Source organism: Paraburkholderia sp. GAS333, assembly GCF_050435665.1.
GTDB lineage: Bacteria > Pseudomonadota > Gammaproteobacteria > Burkholderiales > Burkholderiaceae > Paraburkholderia > Paraburkholderia fungorum_A.
Window position 1 is genome coordinate 335,422 of the sequence record NZ_JBNDKS010000004.1, and the last position, 21,411, is coordinate 356,832.

Annotated in this window: 18 protein-coding genes and 1 riboswitch; of the genes, 11 read left to right on the forward strand and 7 right to left on the reverse strand. The window is 65.7% G+C overall.

Annotation, left to right across the window (positions count from 1 at the left end; all coding sequences use genetic code 11):
• Positions 1-107: 107 nt before the first annotated feature.
• Complete coding sequence (locus ABH945_RS23505) at positions 108-1,256, forward strand: metallophosphoesterase family protein (protein WP_429252091.1); 1,149 nt, start codon at positions 108-110, stop codon at positions 1,254-1,256.
• A gap of 10 nt (positions 1,257-1,266) precedes the next feature.
• Positions 1,267-3,891 (forward strand): AAA family ATPase, encoded by a 2,625-nt coding sequence (locus tag ABH945_RS23510; protein ID WP_429252092.1) that lies wholly within the window; start codon positions 1,267-1,269, stop codon positions 3,889-3,891.
• A gap of 58 nt (positions 3,892-3,949) precedes the next feature.
• On the opposite strand, the gene cobJ is transcribed toward ABH945_RS23510, so the two are convergent.
• Genes cobJ through cobG form a run of 4 tightly spaced genes read right to left on the reverse strand, consistent with a single transcriptional unit; the run spans position 3,950 to position 8,704 of the window.
• On the reverse strand, positions 3,950-5,848 hold the full coding sequence (gene cobJ, locus ABH945_RS23515) for a precorrin-3B C(17)-methyltransferase (RefSeq protein WP_429252294.1): 1,899 nt from the start codon (positions 5,846-5,848) through the stop codon (positions 3,950-3,952).
• The gene (locus tag ABH945_RS23520; protein ID WP_074768796.1) at positions 5,845-6,576 is read right to left on the reverse strand and encodes a precorrin-2 C(20)-methyltransferase; all 732 of its coding nucleotides are present in this window, start codon (positions 6,574-6,576) and stop codon (positions 5,845-5,847) included. Before ABH945_RS23520 ends, cobJ begins: the two co-directional genes overlap by 4 nt.
• Positions 6,577-7,203 carry a precorrin-8X methylmutase gene (locus ABH945_RS23525; RefSeq protein ID WP_074768794.1) on the reverse strand — a complete coding sequence of 209 codons (627 nt, stop codon included), beginning with the start codon at positions 7,201-7,203 and terminating at the stop codon, positions 6,577-6,579. It lies immediately after the preceding gene.
• The gene (cobG, locus tag ABH945_RS23530; RefSeq protein WP_429252093.1) at positions 7,196-8,704 is read right to left on the reverse strand and encodes a precorrin-3B synthase; all 1,509 of its coding nucleotides are present in this window, start codon (positions 8,702-8,704) and stop codon (positions 7,196-7,198) included. The genes ABH945_RS23525 and cobG overlap by 8 nt, the downstream gene beginning before the upstream one ends.
• Positions 8,705-8,785: 81 nt before the next feature.
• Positions 8,786-8,964, reverse strand: a riboswitch (cobalamin riboswitch).
• Between the two features lie 84 nt (positions 8,965-9,048).
• Here cobG and cbiE point away from each other — a divergent pair.
• The 4 genes from cbiE to cobM are packed head-to-tail and all read left to right on the forward strand — an operon-like array spanning position 9,049 to position 12,973.
• Entirely contained in the window at positions 9,049-10,299 is a 1,251-nt protein-coding gene (gene cbiE / locus ABH945_RS23535; protein ID WP_429252094.1) for a precorrin-6y C5,15-methyltransferase (decarboxylating) subunit CbiE, read from the forward strand.
• Positions 10,299-11,450: a cobalt-precorrin-5B (C(1))-methyltransferase gene (locus ABH945_RS23540; protein ID WP_429252095.1), complete on the forward strand. Its 1,152-nt coding sequence runs from the start codon at positions 10,299-10,301 to the stop codon at positions 11,448-11,450. The genes cbiE and ABH945_RS23540 overlap by 1 nt, the downstream gene beginning before the upstream one ends.
• Positions 11,447-12,184, forward strand: a complete 738-nt coding sequence (locus tag ABH945_RS23545) for a cobalt-precorrin-6A reductase (protein WP_429252096.1) — start codon at positions 11,447-11,449, stop codon at positions 12,182-12,184. The genes ABH945_RS23540 and ABH945_RS23545 overlap by 4 nt, the downstream gene beginning before the upstream one ends.
• 60 nt (positions 12,185-12,244) lie before the next feature.
• Positions 12,245-12,973: a precorrin-4 C(11)-methyltransferase gene (gene cobM, locus ABH945_RS23550; protein ID WP_074768784.1), complete on the forward strand. Its 729-nt coding sequence runs from the start codon at positions 12,245-12,247 to the stop codon at positions 12,971-12,973.
• 137 nt (positions 12,974-13,110) lie between these two features.
• Here cobM and ABH945_RS23555 read toward each other — a convergent pair whose 3' ends face one another.
• Positions 13,111-14,652, reverse strand: a complete 1,542-nt coding sequence (locus ABH945_RS23555; protein WP_429252097.1) for a rhomboid family intramembrane serine protease — start codon at positions 14,650-14,652, stop codon at positions 13,111-13,113.
• A 213-nt stretch (positions 14,653-14,865) separates the two neighbouring features.
• On the opposite strand from ABH945_RS23555, the gene ABH945_RS23560 reads away from it, so the two are divergent.
• A complete protein-coding gene (locus ABH945_RS23560) occupies positions 14,866-15,789 on the forward strand; it encodes an AraC family transcriptional regulator (RefSeq protein WP_429252295.1) in 924 nt (307 codons plus the stop codon).
• Positions 15,790-15,791: 2 nt separating this feature from the next.
• Positions 15,792-16,913, forward strand: coding sequence for an alpha/beta hydrolase family protein (locus ABH945_RS23565; RefSeq protein ID WP_429252098.1), 1,122 nt, complete (start codon positions 15,792-15,794; stop codon positions 16,911-16,913).
• 30 nt (positions 16,914-16,943) lie between these two features.
• On the opposite strand, the gene ABH945_RS23570 is transcribed toward ABH945_RS23565, so the two are convergent.
• Positions 16,944-18,437 carry an MDR family MFS transporter gene (locus ABH945_RS23570; RefSeq protein ID WP_429252099.1) on the reverse strand — a complete coding sequence of 498 codons (1,494 nt, stop codon included), beginning with the start codon at positions 18,435-18,437 and terminating at the stop codon, positions 16,944-16,946.
• Positions 18,438-18,655: 218 nt separating this feature from the next.
• Here ABH945_RS23570 and ABH945_RS23575 point away from each other — a divergent pair, with 218 nt between their 5' ends.
• The 3 genes from ABH945_RS23575 (at position 18,656) to ABH945_RS23585 (ending at position 20,699) form a co-directional block, all read left to right on the forward strand.
• The gene (locus ABH945_RS23575; protein ID WP_074768776.1) at positions 18,656-18,916 is read left to right on the forward strand and encodes a DUF1488 domain-containing protein; all 261 of its coding nucleotides are present in this window, start codon (positions 18,656-18,658) and stop codon (positions 18,914-18,916) included.
• Between the two features lie 284 nt (positions 18,917-19,200).
• On the forward strand, positions 19,201-19,524 hold the full coding sequence (locus ABH945_RS23580; protein WP_074768774.1) for a DUF4148 domain-containing protein: 324 nt from the start codon (positions 19,201-19,203) through the stop codon (positions 19,522-19,524).
• Between the two features lie 539 nt (positions 19,525-20,063).
• On the forward strand, positions 20,064-20,699 hold the full coding sequence (locus ABH945_RS23585) for a carbonic anhydrase (RefSeq protein ID WP_074771112.1): 636 nt from the start codon (positions 20,064-20,066) through the stop codon (positions 20,697-20,699).
• A gap of 111 nt (positions 20,700-20,810) precedes the next feature.
• Here ABH945_RS23585 and ABH945_RS23590 read toward each other — a convergent pair whose 3' ends face one another.
• Entirely contained in the window at positions 20,811-21,389 is a 579-nt protein-coding gene (locus ABH945_RS23590; protein WP_429252100.1) for an alpha-ketoglutarate-dependent dioxygenase AlkB, read from the reverse strand.
• Positions 21,390-21,411: the final 22 nt, after the last annotated feature.

Below are 21,411 nucleotides of genomic sequence, written 5' to 3' on the forward strand. Positions count from 1 at the left end.
TGCCGCGTGAGCACGGTAACATCCACGGTCAGACTGTGAGGCCGCATGCGCCATGCAGTTCCCGCGATGCAGGAAGCAACGATGCAATTGAACAGACTGGAGGCACAGTGATCAGGTTTCTGCACACCGCAGACTGGCAGATCGGCACGCAATTCGGCCAGTTCGAGCCGGATGAAGCCGCCCATCTCGCGCAGGCGCGTTTCGACACGGTGCGCCGTATCGCCGAAGAAGCGGCCGCGCGCAAGGTCGACGCCGTGCTGGTCGCGGGCGACGTATTCGATCTGCAAACGGTTTCCGATACCGTGATCCGCCGTCTGTTCGGTGCGTTGCAGGCGTTTTCCGGGCCGTGGATCATGCTGCCGGGCAATCACGACGCGGCGCTCGTCGAGAGCGTCTGGACTCGCGCGCAGCGTCTCAATTGCGTGACGCCGAATGTGCGGCTCGCGCTCGAACCCGGCGTCGTTCTGCTGGAAGAAAGCCGTTGCGCGCTGCTGTGCGCGCCGCTCACGCAACGCATCACCTACGACGACACCACCGGCTTCTTCGACACCACCGAAACGCCGGCCGGCTATCACCGCATCGGGCTGGCGCACGGCAGCGTCAGCGGCATTCTGCAGGAAGGGATCGACTCGTCGAATCCGATTGCGCCGACGCGTGCGCAAAGCGCGCGTCTTGACTATCTCGCGTTGGGCGACTGGCACGGCCATTTTCGCGTCGACGAACGCACGTGGTACGCGGGCACGCACGAGCAGGACCGTTTCCGCGCGAACGACCCGGGCTTCATGCTCGACGTCACGCTGAGCGAGCCGGGCGCCGTGCCGCAGGTCGAAGCGGTGCGGGTCGGCCAATATCAATGGCACAGATGGGATGAAACGATCTCCGTGTCGACCGATGTCGATGCACTGAAAGCGCGCCTCGCTGCGTTGAGCAGCCACGACGTGCTGCGGTTGAGCGTGAGCGGCACGACCGCATTGGCGGACGCCGAAGCGATCCACGTTGCGGTCGAAGAAGCCCGCGCACGCGTGCGGGCGCTGCGGGTCGATCTGAGCGGCCTGCAAGTGCTGCCCACCGCCGACGACCTCGCCGAACTTGGCGCGCAAAGCGGTTATCTGGCGAAAGTGGTGGCGCGTCTGCGCGGTCTGCAGGAAGACCCGCAGTCCGATCCGCAGCAGGTCCGGCGCGCGGCCGAGGCGTTGTTGCTTCTGGCGCGTTTTCAACGTGAATTGCCGCGCGGCTCCACGTCCGCATCCGCATGAAGAGGTTTGAATGAAGCTGGAAAGTATCGCGATTCAGGAGTTCAAGCAGTTCAGCGGACGGATCGTCATCGACGATCTGCAGCCGGGGCTGAATCTTTTCACCGGTCCGAACGAAGCGGGCAAGAGCACGATTGCCGAAGCCATACGCGCGGTGTTTCTCGAACGCTACAAGGCCTCGCATCTGAAGGATCTGCTGCCTTGGGGCAAAGCGAGCGGTCAGCCGTCGGTCGAAGTCAGCTTCAATCTGGATGGCGCCGCGTGCCGCTTGTCGAAGCAATTCGTCACGCGGCAGCGCTGCGAGTTGCGGATCGGTCAGGCGGTGTTCGGCGAAGACGAAGCCGAGGACAAGCTCGCCGCGTTGCTGGGTTTCTCGCGGGCGGCGCGCGGGCCGTTGAAGGCCGAAAACGCGGGCGTGCCGGGTTTGCTGTGGGTGCAGCAGGGCGGCACGCAGGAAGTGCGCGACTCCACCGGACACGCGGCGCAATATCTGCGCGATGCGTTATCGCAGTTGTCGGGCAGCAGCGAATCGGCGGGCGAGGATGCGTTGATCGCCGTCGTGCAGCGCGAGTTGCGTCAACTGCTGACGGCGCGCACGCAGAAGGCGACCGGCCCGCTGGCCGAAGCCGAAGCGACCCTCACCCGGCTGATCGACGATCGCAACGGGCTTGAGCAGCAGCGTCAGCAGTTCGACGAGAACATCGCGCGGCTCGCGTCGTTGCAGGAAACCTTCGACGATACGCAGCGCAAGCGTCCGTGGGAGCTTCACGAACAGAAGGCCGTGCTGGCGCAGCAACGCGCCGACGCAGCCGCCGAACTCGAACGCAGTGTGCAGGGGCTCGCGCAGTCGTTGCAGGTGAGCGAGGCCGAACTGGCGTTGTCGTTGCAACAGGAGCAGGGCGCGGTCGAACTCGAAACTGCAGTTGCGCGCGAACGTCTGCAACTCGATCAGGCGCGGGCCGAAGTAGCCGCAGCGCAGACCGAACACGCGCAGGCGGCGAGCGGCGCGGCGCAATTCGACCAGGCATCCGCGGAGGCCAACCGCGCGCTCGAACTCGCGAACGCGGCGGTGACGGCCGCCGATCTGCGCAGCCAGAGCGGTTTTTATCGCACCGAGAGCGAGCGGCTGGAGGCGTCGATTGCTGCGGCGGACAAAGCGAACGAAGCTGTGATCGAGGCGACGCGCGAAGCGGCATCGCTTGAAATCGACGAGGCGAAACTGAAGCGGCTCGTTGTGCTCGACGGCGAGTTGACCGTGTTGCGCGCGCGCACCGAAGCGGCGATGACGCGCATCGAATACAGCCTGAACGGCTCGTTGACGATCAACGGCGCGCAAACCATTGGCCGCGGCACGCTGCGTGTCGACGAAGAAAAGCTGATCCAGCTCGGCGAACTCGGCGAATTGCGCGTGATTCCGGGCGTCTCCGATCTATCCGCGCAATTGTCCGAACTGGCGTCGCTCGAAGCTGCGCATGCCCAGTTGTTGCAGGCGCTCGGCGTGACATCGGTCAGCGACGCGCAGGCGCGTCACGAGAAGTGGAAAGCGTCGATTGCGCAGCAGAAAAGCCAGGCGAAGATTCTCGACGTGCATGCGCCGCAGGGCATCGAGGCTTTGCGTGCGGCGCTCGCGTCGGCGGCGGCTCGCTTGCAGGCGTCGAATGAACGGCTCGCGGGTTTGCCCGATGTGTCCGCCGCATTGCCGCTCGACGAAGCGCGGCGTAACGCGGAGATCGCGCGCGACGCATTGGAGGCCGCCCGCAAGGTGCTCGCGCAGGCGGCGGAAAAACGCTCGACCGGCATCGCCACCGCCGACTCGCTCGCCGCTCAATTGCAGCGCAAGGAAGCGCAATTGAGCGACGCCGCGTATCGCAGCAACCGCACGCAATGGCAGACGAAAATCGTCGAGCAGCGGGTGCAGGTCGACGCGTTGCGCAAGCAGCGCGAAGGACGCGAGCGCGAACTGGAAGCGGTGCGTCTCGACGATCCGGCGGCCGAGGCGAAACGCTATCGCGCATCGGCGGAACTGGCGCGTGGCGAGCAGCACGAACGGCAGGTGCGGATCGCGCAGTTGCGCAGTCAACTGGAGACGGTCGGCGCGTCGGGCCTCGGTGAACGTCTCGCGGCGCTGGAGGCTCAGGTCGAGCAGGCCACGCGTCGCAAGGACGAACTGAGCCTGCGCGCGAGCGCGTTGAGTCTGCTGGACGAGGTGCTGGTCGATGAACGCGACGCGGCGGTCGCGCAATTGCGCGCGCCGTTGACCGAGCGGCTTGGGCACTATCTGAAGCGGATTTTCCCGCAGTCGAGCATTGCGCTCGGCGACGATCTGAGTCCCGCGACGCTGGATCGCCATGGTCGCGCCGACACGCTCGACGCGCTGAGTTTCGGCACGCGCGAGCAGCTTGGCATTCTGACGCGGCTGGCGTATGCGGACCTCTTGAAGGCGTCGGGCAGGCCGACCTTGCTGATGCTCGACGACGCCGCCGTGCATACCGATGCCGCGCGTCGCGATGCGATCAAGCGCGCGCTGATCGATGCGGCGACGCGGCACCAGATCCTGGTGTTCACGTGCCACCCGGAACTGTGGGACGACCTCGGGGTAAGGCAGCGGGCAATCGAGGATCTGAAGGTGGCGGCTTGAGTCGTCAGGCTTGATGCGCTTGCGTCGGGCCTGAGCCGACCTGCGTCGGCTCAGGCTTTCACTTGTACCAGCGCGGCGTGTACACCCACTCGTCACCGTCGAGCGTGCCTTTGCCGAACCGCCGCGTCGTCGACGATCCGACGATCACCATCGTCCGCATATCCACATCGGACGAACGCAGCTCACCGAGCGTCAGCGTGCGCCGCGTGCCGCCGGGGCGGCCCACGTCGCGCCCGAGCACCACCACCGTTTGCGCGGAGCGATATTCCCGCACGATATCCAGCGCTTTATCCAGTTGCCACGGACGCGCGCGCGAAATCGGGTTGTAGAAGGCCATCACCAGATCGGCATCGGCCGCGTGCCGCAGACGTCTTTCGATGATCGACCACGGCTTCAGGTTGTCGGACAGCGACAGCATGCAGAAGTCGTGGCCGAGCGGTGCGCCTGCCTGGGCCGCCGCCGCCATCGCCGCCGACACACCCGGCAGGATCTTCAGTTCGACCGCCGACCAGGCGGGGTGTTGCGACGCTTGCGACGCGTCCTCGTCGAGCGCTTCGAGCACCGCTGCGGCCATCGCGAACACGCCTGGATCGCCCGACGACACCATCACCACCGAACGTCCTTCGCTCGCCAGATCGAACGCGTGCCGCGCGCGCTGCATTTCCTCGCGATTGTCGGTGCCGTGCACCCGCTGGCTCGCGCGCAACGGGCCGGCCATTTTCACGTAGGTGTCGTAGCCGAGGATGTCGGTGGCTTCGTCGAGCGCGGCGCGGGCCGCGGGGACCATCAGATCGGCGCTGCCGGGGCCGAGACCGATCACGGTCAGGCGGCCTCGTGCGCGGCCAATCGTGTGCGGATCGATCGCGAGCGGGGTGAGGGCAAGCGCGATGCCTGTCGCTGCGTCGTCGTCCAGCGTTTCGTACGGCACGCGCAGGGCTGCTTGCAGGAGGCTGGCGGGCGTTGCGTTGTCTTCAGCGCGAGTCTGCGTGAAGCGCAACGGCACGTCGAGCAGCGCGGCGGCTTCAGCGAACGCGGGGTTCGACGCGTGTTCCAGCGAAATCAGCAGGGCTGCGAGCGATAGCGGCGCGAGACGGTGTGCATCGAGCGAATCGCGGACGCGGGCAGCGATGCGGTCAGCGGCATCTGCAAACCCCGTCACCGCAGCAACCACACTGCGCGGATGAATCACCAGGTCATCTTCACGCCCGTCCCATACACGCGGCGTCACGCGAATCGCGAGGCGGGCGTTTTCTGAGCGCGGCAGCCGCGCGTCGTCGAGCCAGGGCGCGTCGCCTTCGATGCGCGTGCTCTCGCCCGCCAGCAGATCCGACACGAAGCGCTTGCCTTGCCCGATATCGGCGAGTGCATAACCTTCGGGCGGATTGAGCACGCAGGTGCCGAAGCGCAGTTCGCCGCTAGTCGTGATGGCGGGCGCCACGGCCAGAGCAGCGGCGATTTCGCGCGCCATCACGTTGACGCCGGCGAGTCCGCCGAGCAACGGCACGACCGCGCTGCCGTCTTCGGCGACGGCGAGCACCGGCGGCTCGACGCCCTTGTTCGACAGCATCGGCGCGAGGCAGCGAATCACGATGCCCGCTGCGCACAAGGCGACGATCGGTGTGCCGCGTGCGTAGAGTTCGCACAGATGCGCGCCGAGTTCGGTATAGCCGACATCGGCCTCGACACGGCCTTGCAGTGCGTGGATCTGGCAAGCGGCGCTTGCCAGCGGAGCAGCGGGATTCGCAGACGCGGGGTTCGAAGCAGCAGCAGAGCCGCTGGCATTTGCTACGCCTTCCAGATGACTCGCGTGCGCATCGCCTGCGGTCTTCGCGACATCAGCCTCGGCTGCGAGTCGTTCACCTTCGCCCGCACCACGTCCGCGATACAAAGCCTGAATGCGCCGGGCAGTCTCCAACGCGCCCGCGCCGAGAATCACGATGGCGGGCGCTGCCGTCATCCTTGCCATTTTTCCCCCGGCACGACGAGCAGCGAAAAATACGGCGACGCCATCGGATCGACGTCCGCGAGCGGCACGATGCGCTGATTGCCCATCGTCGCGCGTTCGACGTAAAGCGCACGTTTCGCGAGGCCAAGCTCGCCAAGCACGCGCCGCACCTTGTCGAAATTGCGGCCGAGTTTCATGATCACGGCAGCGTCGGCATCGGCGAGACGGCGGCGCAAATCTTCCTCTGGCAGCACGCCCGACAACACCGACAGGCTCTGGTTGCGATACACCAGCGGCGCACCGAGCACCGCCGCGCCGCCGAGCATCGAGCAGACGCCGGGCACGACTTCGCTGTCGTAGCGCGCCGCGAGCCGGTCGTGCAGGTACATGTACGAGCCGTAGAAGAACGGATCGCCTTCGCAGATCACCGCCACGTCGCGACCCGCGTCGAGATGCGCGGACACGACGCCTGCGGCGGTGTCGTAGAAGTCGGCAATGATCGCTTCATACGACAGCGGCGGTTCGAGCGCCTCGGTCGTCACCGGATAAACCAGCGGCAGATGCTGCTGCGCCTCGTGCAAATGCGCTTCGATGATGCTGAACGCGTTGCCCTTTTTCCCCTTGGCGACGAAATACGCGACCACGGGTGCCGCTTTCAGCAAACGCAGCGCCTTCAGCGTGATGAGTTCGGGGTCGCCGGGGCCGACGCCGAGTCCGAGCAAACGTCCTTGCACCGCCATTTATTCGACCTCCGTTGCGAGCGCATTGACGGCCGCGGCAGCCATCGCGCTACCGCCGCGCCGGCCGTTCACGACGACGAAGGGCACGCCGCGACTGTCCTGCGCGAGCATCGCCTTCGATTCGGCCGCGCCGATAAAACCCACCGGAAAGCCGAGGATCAGCGCGGGTTTTGGCGCGCCGGCATCGAGCATGTCGAGCAGATGAAACAGCGCGGTCGGCGCATTGCCGATCACGACGACGCTGCCCGCCAGATGCGGACGCCACAATTCGAGCGCGGCAGCCGAGCGCGTATTGCCAAGTTCGCGGGCGAGCGCGGGGACGTCCGGCTGCGTGAGCGTGCAGATCACTTCGTTGCCCGCGGGCAGCCGGGCTCGCGTGATGCCCTGCGCGACCATGCCCGCGTCGCACAGAATCGGCGCGCCTTGAGCGAGGGCGACGCGGCCTGCGGTGCCGGCATCGGCGGAAAATTGCAGATCGTCGATCACGTCGACCATCCCGCATGCGTGGATCACGCGCACCGCGAGTTTTTCGAGGTCGGCGGGAATGCGCGACAGGTCGGCCTCCGCGCGGATCGTCGCGAACGACTGGCGATAGATCTCCTGACCGTCGCGTATGTATTCAAGCATCAGTGTTACTCCGGGCCAGGCGCGCGAGCGTGTCGGCGGCCTGTTGGATCGTCAGTTGGTGCGCGACGCAGCGGCCGAAACCGGATCCGCTGTCGTCGCGTCGATAAAGGTCGTAGCTGCCGGGCGCAACCGCCAGCAGCGTGTAGGGCGCGCAATGCGCGGCCGCGCAGGATCGCGGGCAGCCGCTGAGGTGCACTTCGACGCCCGCGGGCAGTTGCGCGGCGAGTTGCTGCGCGTCGGCTTTGGTGTCCGCGAGACTTTTTGCGCAGCCGCTCGACCCGGCGCACGCGATCAGACGCGTGATCGGCTGCGACGGGTCGCAGGCGAGGCCGAGCGCGTTCAGTGCGGTTAGCACGGCGGGCACGGTGTCGGTCGCGAGGTCGGGAAGCAGCACGCTTTGCCACGGGGTGATGTGCAGGATGCCGGTGTTGTGCTGGCGCGCGAGCAAGGCGAGGGCGCGCAAGGTATCGGCATCGACGCGGCCGAGCGGCGGTTGGCCGCCTGCGTGCCATGTTCCCAACTTGCATTGCGGATGCGCGCCGAGGCGAAGGCCGGCGTCGGCTGGCGTGCTGCGTTGCCAGCCGGCGAGCGACGCGTCGCGTGAGAGCGGGAAGTCGACGTAGGTCTGGGCGTGCTGCAGGATGGCATCGACGGCATGGGTGGCGAGCAGGTGACGCATGCGGGTGGCGTCGTCGGCGGCGAGGTCGAGGAAGGTGTGCAGCAGCGCTCGCACGAGAGCCGGGACTTGCGCGGGCGATACGGCGGCTAATGGGCCTGTGCCTTTGTTAAGCCGCCCGACTTGCTGCGGTTCAGGCGCAGCTACGCTTTGAAAAGCCGAAGCCGAAGCCGAAGCCGAAGCCGAAGCCGAAGCCGAAGCCGAAGCCTCCGGCGGGCATCCCGCCAACCCGAACACGAACCGCACACCCTCGACACCCTGCGACGCCGCGATCCACACATCATGCGGATGATCGACCCGCGCCAGCCGCTCACCGCCATCCAGCAGCAACGCGAATTTCGGCGACAACGCTGCAAACCGCGTGTCGCTTTGCAGCAGCGCGAGCAGTTCGGCACACAGCTGCGTCGTATCGACCAGGGCCGCGGGATCGCGTCCGGCGGCGGGGCTGATCATCACGTTGCGGACATCGTCGGCGGAAGCGGCGCTCGCATTAACGGCCACGCTCCCCCCCGACATAGGCTCAGGCCCAAGCCCCGCACCCACCAGCGCCTCGATCAACGCCGCTTCGTGCCCGCTACGCACCCCGCGCACCTGCAAATTCGCGCGATTGGTCAACTCAACCACCCCGGCCGCGTGCCGTGCGCTCGCGCCTGCGATAACCTCGGCCTGCGCCGCGCTCAATACGCCGCCAGGCAGCTTGATCCGGCAGATCCCGCCATCGCGCGCGGCGACGATGCGCAGCAGCCCCGGACACGCCGAGGGCCGCAGTGTCGGGACCGCGTGAGGCAAAACGAGGGAGGGCGAAGCTTGATTCAAGACGGACACCGGGTTGAGCGTCGCACAAAAACCCGAGCAAGCCGCGTCAGGCTTGCTGCGGCATCGGTACACCCCGCCCGATGTTGGCTGGCACGAACAGTGTTGCCGGCAGGTCTCCTGGCTGGCAGGTCATGATCCGCCGCGGCCTTCCCGGTCAATCCAGTGGCGCGCAGCGCAGGCGGACTCGCTGCATACAGTTGCGGGGGCAGCCACAGTGGCACTGTGTTCCCTCTTCGGCCCCGAAGGGCACCGGCGGCTGTATTATGCCTTTTTTCGGACAGCGCAACGAGGCTGGACGCTTTGACAGGCGTGGCACAGCGCATTATTTGAAGATTCAGAGTGAGGATGGATGCATGCCGGCATGGCTGACCGTAGTGGGCATTGGCGACGACGGCTTCGCCGGTTTGGGACGGCCCGCGCGGCGTGCTTTGCTGACGGCGTCGGTGATTTATGGCGGCGAACGTCATCTGGCGATGCTGCCCGCGCGACTCGCCGCGCGCCGCACCCAGTGGCCGCGTCCGTTCGATCTCGCACCGTTGCTGGCCGAGCGCAATCAGAGCGTGTGCGTGCTGGCGAGCGGCGACCCGATGCTGTTCGGCGTCGGCGCGACGCTGGCGCGGCAGTTGCCCGAGGGCGAACTGCGGGTGCTGCCCGCGCCGTCGTCGTTGTCGCTGGCGGCAGCGCGTTTGGGCTGGCCGTTGCAGGACGTGGCGACGGTGTCGGTGGTGGGTCGTCCGCTGGCGGCGTTGAATGCGCATCTGCATGACGGCGCGCGCATTTTCGTGCTGAGCGCCGACGGCCGCACGCCCGCCGCGCTTGCCGCGTTGCTGGCGACGCGCGGCTTCGGCGCGACCCGGATGGTCGTGCTCGAACATCTGGGCGGCGATCTGGAACGGCGGATCGACGGCCGGGCCGATCAATGGCCCGCGGGCGAAGTCGCCGCGCTGAATCTGATCGCGCTCGAATGCCGCGCGGACGAAGCCGCGCCGCGTCTGCCGCTGACCTGCGGTCTGCCTGACGACGCGTTTCGCCACGACGGCCAGTTGACCAAACGCGATGTGCGCGCGATCACGCTCGCGCGCCTCGCGCCGACGCCCGGCGAATTGCTGTGGGACGTGGGCGCGGGCAGCGGCTCGATCGGGATCGAATGGATGCGCGCGCATCCCGCCTGCCGCGCGATTGCCGTCGAAGGGCATCCGGAGCGGCAGGCTTTTATCGAACATAACCGCGACACATTGGGCGTGCCGGGTCTGCAACTCGTCGCGGGCCGCGCGCCCGAGGCGCTGCACGGACTGCCCGCGCCGGATGCGGTGTTTATCGGCGGTGGCGTGACGGTGCCGGGCGTGCTGGAAACCTGCTGGGAGAGTCTGCGCGACGGCGGCCGTCTGGTGGCGAACGCGGTCACGCTGCAAGGCGAAGCGGCGCTGATCGCGTGGCGCGACCGGCACGGAGGCACGCTGACCCGCGTCGCGCTGGCCGACGCGCGGCCGCTCGGCGGTTTCGATACGTGGCGTCAGGCGTTGCCGATCACGATGCTCGACGTGACGAAGCACGCTGCGGGTATCCCGGGCAACATGCCCGCCGTTTCCACCGATCATCCGTAATGCGCGACGAAACACCCGAACAACCCGCGCCGCTACGTAGCGGCTACACGACCGGCAGTTGCGCCACCGCGACGTCGCTGGCGGCGGCGCGTCTGCTGCTTGCGGGCGTCGTCAGCGAGGTCGCGGAAATTACGCTGCCCAAGGGCCAGCATGTGCCGATGCCGCTGGTCTACTGCCGCCGCGTCGTCAATGACACCGATGTCGCCGATGACGTCCATGTCGCCGGAGATGCCGGCAACGCCAGCAGCGCTGACGTTGCCGAAGCCGGCACCGTCAAGGACGCCGGCGACGACCCCGACGTCACCCACGGCGCGATCGTGTTCGCGCGCGTGCGCCTGATCGCCGAACCCGGCGTGATTTTTCGCTCGGGGCCTGGCGTCGGCACCGTGACGCGAGCCGGTCTGACACTGCCGGTCGGAGAACCGGCGATCAATCCCGTGCCGCGCAGCATGATGACGCAGCATCTGACCGAACTCGCCGCCGAGCATGCGTACAGCGGCGGCTTCGAAGTGACGATCGGCGTCGAAGGCGGCGCGGAACTCGCGTTGAAAACGATGAACCCGCGGCTGGGCATCATCGGCGGATTGTCGATTCTCGGCACCACCGGGATCGTGCGGCCGTTCTCGTGCTCGGCTTATATCGCGTCGATTCATCAGGGCATCGACGTGGCGCGCGCGAACGGCTACACGCATCTCGCGGCCTGCACCGGCAACGCCAGCGAGGACGCGATGCGCGCGCACTATGCGCTGCCCGATATCGCGCTGATCGAAATGGGCGACTTCGTCGGCGCGGTGCTCAAGCATATGAAGCGCGCGCCGGTCGAGCGGCTCAGCGTGTGCGGCGGCTTCGGCAAGCTCAGCAAGCTGGCGGCCGGGCATCTCGATCTGCATAGCCGGAATTCGAGCATCGATCTCGAACGGCTGGCGACATGGGCCGCCGGATACGGTGCCGATGACGCTCTGCAAACCGCGATTCGCGCGGCCAATACGAGTCAGCAGGCAGTGGCGCTCGCGCACGCGCAGCAGGTGCCGCTCGGCGATATCGTCTGCCGGCATGCGCTGGCCGTCGCGCGCGATATCGTTCCGCCGCAGGTCAGCGTGGAAATGTTCGCGATCGACCGCCAGGGCAATCTGATCGGAGCCGCACGATGACGCCAGCCACGACACAACCCGTCAGGGTACTGCTGCTGGGCGGCACCGGCGACGCGTTGAAAATCGCGCGGCAACTCGGCCCCGCCGACGTGTACAGTCTCGCGGGCCTCGGCAAGGTGCCCGAGGACTTGTCGTGCGAAGTGCGCGTCGGCGGATTCGGCGGCAGCGAGGGGCTCGCGCGTTACATCGAAAGCGAAAAGATCACGCTGGTGATCGACGCAACGCATCCCTACGCCGCACAGATCAGCGCGAACGCGGTGCGCGCCTGCGCCGCCGCCCGCGTGCCGTGTTGGGCGCTGCGCCGCCGTGGCTGGCAGGCGCAAAGCGGCGACGACTGGCGGATGGTCGGCGACTGGCACGAACTCGTCGCCGCGCTCGCGCCGTTTCGCCGGCCGCTGTTGACGTTAGGACGCGAACCGCTCGCGCATCTCGACGAGATTCCGCCGCATCAGTTCTGGACCGTGCGCTGTCTGGAGTCGCACAAGGACAGTCCGCGCGCGCGAATCCTCGCGGCGCGCGGCCCGTTCACGCTCGAGGGCGAGCGCGCGCTGTTCGCGCTGCAGGCGTTCGACGTCGTAGTCAGCAAGAATAGCGGCGGCAGCGCGACCGAAGCGAAACTCGAGGTCGCGCGAGAGCGTCGCTTGCCGGTGATCATGCTGCGACGTCCGGCGTTGCCCGCGACCGATCGCGAATTCGACGACGTCGCGGATCTGCTGCACGCATTGCGCGCGTGAAACACACACACAATCCACGGCGACACGAACGCGTGGAATAACGAATGGCTGGAGTATCGAATGACGGTGTTTTTTATCGGCGCGGGTCCTGGCGACCCGGAACTGATCACGGTGAAAGGGCAGCGCCTCGTGCGCAGTTGCCCGGTGATCCTGTACGCGGGTTCGCTGGTGCCGGCTGCGGTGCTCGATGGACACACCGCGGAACAGGTCGTCAATACCGCCGAACTCGACCTCGATCAGATCGTCGCGCTACTCAAGGCCGCGCATGACAAGGGGCAGCACGTGGCGCGCGTACATTCCGGCGACCCGTCGCTGTACGGCGCGATCGGCGAGCAGATTCGGCGTCTGCGCGAGTTGGACATTCCCTACGAGATCGTGCCGGGCGTGACCGCCACGGCCGCATGCGCGGCGGCGCTTGGCTGCGAACTGACACTGCCCGATGTGTCGCAGACGCTGATTCTCACGCGCTACGCGAGCAAGACCTCGATGCCCGCAGGCGAGCAACTCGGCGATCTCGCCGCGCATCGCGCGACGATGGCGATCCACCTGGGCGTGAGGCACCTTGCGCGTATCGTCGATGAGCTTCGCCCGCATTACGGCGGCGCGTGCCCGATTGCGGTGATCTATCGCGCGAGCTGGCCGGATGAGGAGAAGATCACCGGCACGCTGGACGATATCGTCGGCAAGGTGCAGTCGACTTCGATCGAGCGGACCGCGTTGATTCTGGTCGGCGACGTGCTGGCTGCGGAAGGCTTCGCGGAATCGACGTTGTATGCGAAGGGCGGGTGAACGCTCCGCAGAGCCGCCATTTCCGCACTGACGCAACCGCCGTTCGACCTCAACCGGTTGCCCGTCACGGCTAGCATGCGTTGTCAGCGGATTTCGCGCCGTTCGGCACATTTGAAGTTGGCCGCTTACACACGCCGCTATCGCGGTTGCGAACTGGCTTGCTGCTCGAGTTTCTTCATCAGCACGGCCTGCTCCTTCGCGTCCTTGGCGCGCGCGAGAACCGGCGCCATCGCCGCAGCATCCATGTCCTGCGGATGCGACAGCATGATCGCGAGGCTGCGGTAGATCTCCCGGTTATCGTCGATATAGCGCAGCATGGCTTGCCGCAACGGCGCGCGCGGCGAGCCCTCGGGCATCTGCGCGCGACTGATGGACTCGTACATGCTGTTCCAGCCCGGCAGGATTTCCCGCATGATCCGGTTCGACGCCACATCCCGGTCGACCTGCGACGCGAGCCGCAAATGACGCCACGCGATAAGGTCCGCGCGCATCCTGTTCTGGGTTTGCCGCGCTTCGACCATCAGCCTGGAAAACTGCGCATCGGCGAGACGCGATGCGCTCATATGCGTCAGCGGATAGGACAACGCTGCGAGCGAGAGCAGCGCGACCGTCCATGACGCGACGGCCGTTCTGAACGAGTTTCGCCGACGCGCGTCGAGATCGAGCGGCCTGGCCAGCAGCGCACCGATCGCCAATCCGCCGATCAACCCGCCAAGGTGCGCAGCGTTGTCGACCTGGCTGTGCCTGAAGCCGTTGTACAACGTGTAGAGAATGAAAATCCACATCGACGTGCGCAAACGCGCGGCTTCCGACGGCGGCAATTGCCTGCGGTAGACCAGCACGAAAATCAGCAGTGCGCCCGCCACGCCGAAGATCGCGCCCGACGCGCCCGCGCTGTTGAGACCGGGATGCGTCAGCACGCTGGCAATGCTGCCGATCAGCCCTGCGAACACGTAGAGCGCGAGAAAGCGCAGGCTGCCGTACAGGCGCTCGGTCGTGCGTCCGAGCATGAACAGCACGATCATGTTGCCCACCAGATGCTGCAGGCCAAAGTGAACGAAGATCGCGGTGAACAGGCGCCACGGTTCGCCGTTTAGCGTATAGGCGCCGAGGTTGCTTCCCCACCTGGCCACCTCGGCGGCGTCCGGCATGAGCACGTTAATGCCGGAGACCCCCATCGCGATCAGGACGAGCACGTTCAGCACGACCAGCGCATACGTGGCTCGCGGCACCGGCGTCAACGCGAGCAGTCTCTGGCGATAGGTTTTGTGTGCGATGCGCTGGGCGGCAAATTCGGGCGTCATCCGTACCGGCAGTAAGTCGACGATGCGCTGCAAATCTTCAGCACTGCGCGGTATCAGTTCGACCCGTTCGATCGCGCGTTGCGGCGAGTGAAGATCGAACAGCAGCACGCCTTCGTTGAAATCGATATCGAACACCTCGTCGCGATGCACGCTACGAGTTTCCGACGCGTTCGCCCGGCGCAACAGGATCTCGTGGCCCGAGAAGGTCAGCTCGCTTTTTATTCGAAGTGCATAGCGGTTCGCCGAGAAAATGCCCGCGTCGCGCGGCTTGATCGACAGGCGCACGCTGAAACTCTGCATGTCGTGCCGGTCCGCATAAGCCAATGCGCCCAACGTGTGGCCTGTCTCACCCGGGGCGGTGTCGATACGATCCATGTGATCGCCTTCTCTCTATTTTTTTGGAATGCGCGTGTGGGGCGCCGCGTCATTCTGATTCGAGTCGGTGGCGATTTCAAGTTGCTTGCGCAGGCTAACAGCAAGCAACTCAGCAATCTATGCAGGACGCAATGCGCAAAGCAGAACACGCGGCAAAAATGTCGCAAGCTCTGCAACGTGCGGCAGGGGCCACGCCGTTATCCTATCGGCATGATGAAGCCCAGCACCGAACACGATTACCGTCGACGTATCGCTCGCGTGGTCGAGGCGATTCTGCTCGAACCGGGTGCGCCGCACACGCTCGAAAGCCTGGCGGCGCTCGCGCATCTCTCGCCTTATCACTTTCATCGAATCTATCGGGCGTTGACCGGCGAAAGCGTGGTCGAAACAGTGCAGCGCCTGCGGCTCGCTCAGGCTGCGCAGCGGCTCACCGATGCGTCCGCTCAGGTGACCACCGTCGCGCACGACGCGGGTTACAACAGTCCGCAGGCATTCGCGCGCGCGTTTCGCGGCTTCACGGGTGTCAGTCCGAGCGAATTCAGGGCGCGGCAGCGGCATCTGGCGGGCGGTGTTGCAGACCGGCGCACTCGCAGCGGCGGCGCCGGTCACGATGCCAGCCATGCCAACGCTGCTTCAAACGCGAGCGCGAATGAAAGTAGAACGTCGGCAGACGAATCGCCTTCGGTCGAACTCGCCGAGATCGCACCGGTCGATGTGCTCTGCGTGCGGCACGACGGGCCGGTCGGGACAATCGGCCAGACCTTTCGCCGCCTGATTCATCTGGTGTGTAGCGAGCAGAGCGCGTCCACGGACCAGCGCATCGGTATCTGCACGCGCGCGGCTGGCGTGAACGGCGGCTTTGAGTATCACGCGGGCGTGGTCGCCAGTCCCGCTGCGGTTTCCGTCGACGATGTCACGTCGATGAGGCTCGACGGCGGACTGTATGCGGTGCATCGGCTGGTCGGCCCGTACGCGCTGATCGCGCCGACCTTCAGGGCGCTCTATGGCGGCTGGCTCCCGCACAGCGGCTATATGCGCGACCGGAGGCCGGCGCTCGAGTGGTATCGCAATCCGCTGATCGACGGCGCGCAGCACACGTGCGTCACCGATCTGATGATCCCTCTGTGCAAGGACTGATCATGTTGCGTCGATGCTGCGCGTTGCTGGCGCTCGGGATAGGAATCGCGTTGCCGGCGGCAGGCGTCGCCGATCCGGTCGCCCTGCATGTGGGCGAGACGGTGCGGGTGTTTCATCCGGCGGTGGCGCGTCACTGGCGCGGCGCTCAGACCCAGGCGCTGGTGACCCGCATCTGGTATCCGGTCGATGCCGCCGTGCCGGAGACGGCCCACGATATCGGCGCACCCGGTCAGCCGATTTTCAAAGGGCATCCAGTGGCGGACAACGCGCCGCTTGCGCACGCGCGCCAGAGTTATCCGCTGCTGGTGCTGTCGCACGGCACCGGCGGCAGCGCGGACAGCCTCGACTGGCTGGGCGCGGCGCTCGCCGCGCAGGGATTTATCGTCGCGGGCGTCAATCATCCGGGCAATAGCGCGCTGGAGCCGCTAACGCTCGACGGCTTCATGCTCTGGTGGGAGCGCGCGACCGACGCGAGCGAAGTGCTCGATGGCGTACTCGCCGACCCGCAGTTGGGCCCGCATATCGACCGCGCGCGAATCGGCGCGGTGGGATTTTCGCTCGGCGGATACACAGTGCTCGAACTGGCGGGCGCGCGCACGAACCTGGCAGCGTTCGAGCGCTTCTGCACGTCGCCGGAAGCCGATGCGATCTGCCATCCGCCGGAAATGGCGCAGATAGGCGCCGACGCCGCAGACAAGGCCGTGACGCATGACACTTTGTCGCCCGCGACGAAGGCGTCCCGCGCGCGCTCCGGCGCGTCGTACCGCGATCCGCGTATCAAGGCGGTGTTCGCGATTGCGCCCGCGCTGGGCGAGGCGTTCGACCAGCACTCGTTCGACAGCGTGACGATTCCCGTGTCGCTGGTGGCGGGAGAAAACGACCGGATCGCGCCGGTCGACACCAACATTCACCGCATCGCCGGTTTGCTGCCGCAGGCCGTCGTCACGATGCTGCCCGGCGCATCGCACAACACGTTTCTCGACACCTGTCTGCCGGATGCCGCCGAGCGTCTCGCGATGATCTGCAAGGATGGCCCGGGTGTCGACCGCGATGCGATTCATGCACGCACGGCCGCGCAGGCGGTGGAGTTTTTCGCGGGTACGCTACCCGCGACTTCGCCGTAGCTTGAAGCGTCGAGCCGATAGCCGCCGCGCTCAATCTTCCAGCGGCGACAGCGCCTCGATCGGCATTTTCTTGCCCGGCCCGATGCTGATCGCCGGGACGAACGTCAGCAACGCGACCACGAACAGCGCAATGACGAAGATCGACACGAACGTCAGATGCAGCGATTGATGCAGCACGAGCCGGATCAGATCGCTGTCGCCGAGATTCGTCACCTGGTTTTGCAGCAGCGCCTTCAACTGATCCGACGTGACCACCGCCGCGCCGCGCGAATGACTCAGCCCGAAGTTCAGCACCGCGCCGAACAGCGTCGCCCCCAACGTGCTGCCGAGATTGCGCGAAAACAGATTCGATGCGGTCGCGCTGCCGCGTTCGTCCACCCGGACGATCTCCTGGATCAGCACCAGCGAACTGACGCTCGACGTGCCCATCCCGAAGCCCATGATCAGCGAGCCGAACGCGGCGATCAGCGGCGAGCCGCCCGGCGCGAGGAACAGCAGCAACAGCGCGCCGAGCGGCACGAACGCGCTGCCGCCGATCAGGATGCGCCGCAAGCCGAGCCGCTGGAACGACTTCGCCGCGAGCGTCGCGCCGGCGGGCCAGCCGACCATCATCATCGTCAGCGCGAGTCCGGCGATCACCGGCGAGCGGTGCAACACGCCTTGCACGTACATCGGCAGGAAGGTGGTGGCGCCCATCAGGATCATGCCGGACAGCACCGTCGAGCCGTTGCACGCGGCAATCGGACGGCGGCTCCAGAGCGCGAACGAGATCATCGGCTCGGCCGCACGACGCTCCTGCATCACGAAGAACACGACGCACAGCGCGAACGCGGCGCCCGCGAGCGAGGCTTTCGCGAGATCGTCGTCGCCCGCGTAGGTGAGGGCCATCATCAACGCGGCGATCGCCGCCATGAACAGTGCGGCGCCGCCGAAATCGATCGACGGACGCGCGTGCCGCTCCGACTCGCGCAGGAACACGATGAAGCCCGCCGCCGACGCGAGGCCGATCGGCACGTTCATCCAGAAGATCCACGCCCACGACATATTGTGAATGATGAAGCCGCCGACCATCGGCCCGACGACCGCCGAAATCGCCCACACGCTCGCGAGATAGCCCTGCACCTTGCCGCGTTCGTGAGCCGGGTAGAGATCGGCGACGATGGTCAGCGTGACCGGCTGGATTGCGCCCGCGCCGACGCCCTGGATCAGCCGGAACACGATCATCGCGGGCATCGACCACGCAAAGCCCGCGAGCACCGAGCCGATCAGAAAGATCGCGATGCCCGCCAGTACGACAGGCTTGCGCCCGTACAGATCGGCGAGCTTGCCGAACACCACCGTCATCGCGGTCTGCGTGAGCAGGAACGACGAGAACACCCAGCTGTAGAGATGCAGATCCCCGAGTTGCGCGACGATCTGCGGCATGGCGGTGGAAACGATGGTGGCTTCGATGGCGACCATCGCCATCGAAGCCATGACGGCGGCAATCACGGGAGCGCGCGACGATTGAGGGCTGCGGGACATGGGGCGGGGTTAGTATCGGTATGTTGGGTGCGTTGGACGGCTCGAAAGGAGGAGCCCGGACGCATCAGCGCGGTCGCACGAGGCGGCCGGAATGGAGTATGCACCTTGCGGAGAATGCGCGCCTGGCACCGTCCGCTCCGGCTTCACAGGCGGAGCGCGGCTTGCGTGGCACAGTGCTTGCGCGTTCGAGGCTTCCTTTCGACACATGGAGGATCATTATGAGGATCGAATTCACCGGACGCCGCGAAGTAGTGGCAGCGGCGCGCGTCGCCTTCGAGGCCAATGTTGATGGAGCCGATGTCTGGTGCAGCGTGTCGCTCGATGCGCTAAACAACCATTTCGGCAACGAAGGCCCATCGGCGCACAATCTGGTGGGGACCTTCGAGGCAAACCGTACGCGGATTGAAAATGCTACGCGGCGGGTGCTCGAAAGAAACGGGGGGAAATCGGTGGAACTCGAAACCGGCGATTTCAACTGACGCAGGATTTCAATTTCGCCTGAGGCCGCCGGACCGCGCCTCGCTTCAGGCGTTCATCCAAGCGGGGTCCGGTGCGTTTCGCGCCGGACCGGATCTCAAGGCTCACTTCCACTGGGCCGCGCTTTACAGCGATTTCTCCAGATCCAGCAACAATCCCTTCGACCAGCAGCCGTTATTTTATGACGGGCAGACGCCTATATTGCGTTCAGCGGTCGCGTTGAAAGTCATTCGAAGGAAAGCTTCGAAGCGCCGCGAACCATCAATAACTGGAGCTTGTTTTCATCATGAAGTCGTTGATCAAGGGTGTTGTCGTTGTCGCTACGCTGGCCGCTTCGGCCACGGTTTTCGCTCAATCGCAATCGAATACCCGTATTACCCGCGAGCAGGTGCGCGCGGAACTGGTTCAGCTCGAACAGGCCGGCTATCGCGTCGGTGACGGCGACCAGGCTCACTATCCCGCAGCGATCCAGGCGGCTGAAGCGCGCGTGGCCGCGCAAAACAACGTCGGCACGAGCGCTTATGGCGGCAGCGTCGCGGGTTCGTCGGAAAGCGGCAGCGGCCATCCGGCCGTTTCCAAAGCCGACTGGAATGCGATGTACAGCCGTTGATAAAACGGTTTCACGCACGAGTTTTACGCGCGGGTTTCGTCCGCGAGGTTTCATGCACGGAAATGTTGGAAGCGGATGCACGGTGACGAGTTTCGATGCCCGTCGTTGTGTTGCGCTTATGCGTGTGTGCGGTGGCGGGATCTGGCTGATTTAGCGGCGGGATCGCAAGCCGTTTATTGATTTCACGCGCATTAGCGCAACGCTAGCGGCTCTGCATCGGGATTCGAGCCGGGTTGCAAAGGACTCTTCCACAGCGGCGTCTGTATCCGCTTCATCGAGGTGGTTAAAGTAGCACCGCACGCACGGCTTCCGGTGTGCGAGCGAGAGAGTTGGCCCCGGCTGGAAACAGCCGGGGTTTTTTTCTTTCCACACCAGCAATCGATGAAAATAGCGGCACGCCGACGCTTACGCCGAACATCCAGGCGATGCCAATTGGCTCGCGGCTTACGGTATAGTCCCTCCAAAACGGGAGCAGGCATGCCGTGCAGTTGCCATCTGCATGCGTTGTGAGCCCGGTCATCGAATGTCTGGAGAACATCGTGCAGGAAATCATCGAAGGTTTTATCCGCTTCCAACGCGAAGTGTTTCCGCAGCAGATCGCGTTATTCAAACGTCTGTCGACCGCGCAAAGTCCGAGCACGCTGTTCGTCACGTGCTCGGACAGCCGCGTCGTGCCTGAACTGCTGACGCAGGTCGAGCCGGGCGCGCTGTTCGTGATCCGCAATGCGGGCAACATCGTGCCGTCGTACGGGCCGGAACCGGGCGGCGTGTCGGCGACCGTCGAGTACGCGGTGTCGGTGCTGGGCGTGCACGATATCGTGATCTGCGGCCACTCGAATTGCGGCGCGATGACGGCGATCTCGACCTGCATGAACCTCGATCATCTGCCGGCGGTGGCAGGCTGGCTGCGTCACGCGGATGCCGCCAAAGCCATCAACGCGGCACGTACTTACGATTCGGATGCCGAGCGCCTCGACGCTCTGGTGAAGGACAACGTGATCGCGCAGTTGGGCAATATCCGCACGCATCCGTCGGTGGCGGTCGGGCTGGCGAACAAGAAGCTGCAATTGCATGGCTGGATCTTCGATATCGAAAGCGGCGTGATGCTCGCGCTCGATGGCCGCACCGGTAAGTTCTTGCCGCTGGTGGACAATCCGGAAATTTTTGCGGGGTAAGCCGCTGGGCGGATGGGGCGTGGTTACGCGGTAATGATCTGGGTGACGTGTGTGCGGCGAGAGCCGCACGCCGTAAGCGGCGACCTTAGCTGCTTAGCGCTTGCAGCAGGCTCAGCTCTGAAAACACCGGAACGCGAGACTGATACGCGGCTCCGTGACGCCCGCCACCTTCGGAATTCCATGCTCGTGCGTGAATTGCGACGCATAGCTCATCACGAGGCAGCTTCCCGCTTCCAGTTCGATATGCACGGACCGGCCACCACCCTTAGGCCGGATCGACATGCGCCGGCTCGCGCCTAGCGAGACGATGGCGATGGGCTGACCCGGCACCAGCTTGTCGGTCTTGTCGCTGTGCGGGGCGACGCTGTCGCTGCCGTCACGATACAGATTCAGTCCGACCCGATTGAACGGTGCGCCGACCAGCGCGCGAACCGATTCGAATGCCTGCTGCAAATCGGAGGGAAGATCGGCGGATTCCAGCGCGAACGTGGCGAGCAGACGCGGCACAGCCACCTCGCGGTCGTACATCATGCGTTGCTGCGCAAGCCAGCCGATGTTCCGGTGCGTTTGATCGAACCACCGTTGCGCGACATCGGCGGGAATCAGTTCAGGCACGTAGCGGATGCCGCCTTCCACGTCGTGGACGAGCGACACCGGCTCAGGCGCAAAAAGGGCTTGCTGCGACGACATGGGCTGGACCGGTGAGCGGAAA

Bases quoted from the DNA above. Each gene is read 5' to 3' on its own strand.
- ABH945_RS23510 (WP_429252092.1), top strand. From the start codon at position 1,267: ATGAAGCTGGAAAGTATCGCGATTCAGGAGTTCAAGCAGTTCAGCGGA.
- cobJ (WP_429252294.1), bottom strand. From the start codon at position 5,848: ATGACGGCAGCGCCCGCCATCGTGATTCTCGGCGCGGGCGCGTTGGAG.
- ABH945_RS23520 (WP_074768796.1), bottom strand. From the start codon at position 6,576: ATGGCGGTGCAAGGACGTTTGCTCGGACTCGGCGTCGGCCCCGGCGAC.
- ABH945_RS23525 (WP_074768794.1), bottom strand. From the start codon at position 7,203: ATGCTTGAATACATACGCGACGGTCAGGAGATCTATCGCCAGTCGTTC.
- cbiE (WP_429252094.1), top strand. From the start codon at position 9,049: ATGCCGGCATGGCTGACCGTAGTGGGCATTGGCGACGACGGCTTCGCC.
- ABH945_RS23540 (WP_429252095.1), top strand. From the start codon at position 10,299: ATGCGCGACGAAACACCCGAACAACCCGCGCCGCTACGTAGCGGCTAC.
- ABH945_RS23545 (WP_429252096.1), top strand. From the start codon at position 11,447: ATGACGCCAGCCACGACACAACCCGTCAGGGTACTGCTGCTGGGCGGC.
- cobM (WP_074768784.1), top strand. From the start codon at position 12,245: ATGACGGTGTTTTTTATCGGCGCGGGTCCTGGCGACCCGGAACTGATC.
- ABH945_RS23555 (WP_429252097.1), bottom strand. From the start codon at position 14,652: ATGGATCGTATCGACACCGCCCCGGGTGAGACAGGCCACACGTTGGGC.
- ABH945_RS23560 (WP_429252295.1), top strand. From the start codon at position 14,866: ATGAAGCCCAGCACCGAACACGATTACCGTCGACGTATCGCTCGCGTG.
- ABH945_RS23565 (WP_429252098.1), top strand. From the start codon at position 15,792: ATGTTGCGTCGATGCTGCGCGTTGCTGGCGCTCGGGATAGGAATCGCG.
- ABH945_RS23570 (WP_429252099.1), bottom strand. From the start codon at position 18,437: ATGTCCCGCAGCCCTCAATCGTCGCGCGCTCCCGTGATTGCCGCCGTC.
- ABH945_RS23575 (WP_074768776.1), top strand. From the start codon at position 18,656: ATGAGGATCGAATTCACCGGACGCCGCGAAGTAGTGGCAGCGGCGCGC.
- ABH945_RS23580 (WP_074768774.1), top strand. From the start codon at position 19,201: ATGAAGTCGTTGATCAAGGGTGTTGTCGTTGTCGCTACGCTGGCCGCT.
- ABH945_RS23590 (WP_429252100.1), bottom strand. From the start codon at position 21,389: ATGTCGTCGCAGCAAGCCCTTTTTGCGCCTGAGCCGGTGTCGCTCGTC.